At 60.2% G+C, this 1,421-nt stretch carries 1 protein-coding gene; it reads right to left on the bottom strand.

Annotated elements, in window-relative coordinates:
- Nucleotides 1-53: 53 nt before the first annotated feature.
- Nucleotides 54-1,265 (bottom strand): IS256 family transposase, encoded by a 1,212-nt coding sequence (locus tag QN224_RS33455; RefSeq protein ID WP_283980160.1) that lies wholly within the window; start codon nt 1,263-1,265, stop codon nt 54-56.
- Between the last annotated feature and the right edge of the window lie 156 nt (nt 1,266-1,421).

Here is a 1,421-nt window from a genome sequence, read left to right as displayed (position 1 = left end):
GATAGCGTCCGTCAAGTTGGTGTAATTTCGGGTGTGGAACCGGGCCGTCATGATCAGGCGGCTTTCGGTGTGATCTGAAGTGGCCTTTCCTCCTCGATTGCTTGTGGGTTAAGCTCGGCCATACCCTCGATCTGCATGTAGCGATGTTGCAGTTGCCATTCGTCGTTGGCTTCGAGCAGCACAGCTCCGATCAGGCGGATGATGCTGTATTCGTTCGGGAAGATGCCGACGACATCGGCACGGCGCTTCACCTCCTTGTTCAGGCGCTCCAGCGGATTCGTGCTGTGAAGTTTGGTGCGGTGCTGAGACGGAAAGGCCATGTAGGCAAGCACGTCACCTTCGGCGTCGTCCATGAAGGTGCCGAGCTTCGGCCATCTGGCCCGGAGTTGATCGGCGACATGCCGCCATGTTTGGACGGCATTGTCATGATCAGGCTGAATGAAGGCCTGGCGGATGGCGGCCGCCACCATGGTGTGCTGGCCCTTGGGAACGTAAGCCAGCGCATTACGCATCGCATGAACGCGGCATCTTTGCCATGTCGCGCCGAGAACACGGGTGATGGCGGCCTTCAGCCCCTCATGCGCATCGGAGATGACGAGCTTGACGCCGGTAAGGCCACGGCGAACCAGATCGCGCAGGAAGCTTGTCCAGAACGGCTCAGCCTCGGAAGGGCCGATGTGCAGGCCGACGATCTCCCTCTTCCCGTCCGTATCGACGGCGACGGCGATTATTGCCGCCACCGAGACGATGCGGCCACCCTCGCGCATCTTCAGGTAGGTCGCATCGAGCCAGAGATATGGCCAGGCACCGGAAAGAGGGCGCTTGAGGAAGGCGTTCACGCGTTCGTCGATGTCCTTGCACAGCTTCGACACGGATGATTTCGAGATGCCGGTCATGCCCATGGCCTGCACAAGCTCGTCGACCTTGCGGGTCGAAACACCGTTGATCCAGGCTTCCTGAATGACGGCGACCAGTGCCTTCTCCACCGTTTTCCTCGGCTCCAGGAAGCCGGGAAAGTAGGTTCCGGTGCGCATCTTCGGTATTTTCAGGTTCATGGTGCCGAGCCGCGTGTCGAGCGTACGGTCGCGGTAGCCGTTCCGCCAGGTCTGGCGGGCTTCGCCACGCTCGTAACGTCCAGCGCCGATCAGGCCATCGACGTCGGCCTCCATGATCAGTTGCAGCACGCTTTCGGCAATGGCACGAAGAAAATCTGGGTCGCCACTCTTCGCGGCAAGCTCGGCAAGGGGTAATCTGTCGTCGGTCATCGGGGTCTCCGTTTCGGTCAGGTTGAAGCTTTGCAACTCCACCTTCTCCGACGGGCCCGGTGCCCACCCGACGTCTTGCGGAAACCGCAGTGTAATTTCCACCGCAACTTCCACTCAAATCGCCCCCGAAATTACACCATCTCCGCGGACACTATC

Origin of the sequence: Sinorhizobium sp. 7-81, from assembly GCF_030124405.1 — a bacterium.
In the GTDB taxonomy this organism is placed as follows: Bacteria; Pseudomonadota; Alphaproteobacteria; order Rhizobiales; family Rhizobiaceae; genus Sinorhizobium; species Sinorhizobium psoraleae.
Note: the sequence above shows the minus strand (reverse complement) of the source record. Positions and strands in the feature narration are given on the sequence as shown.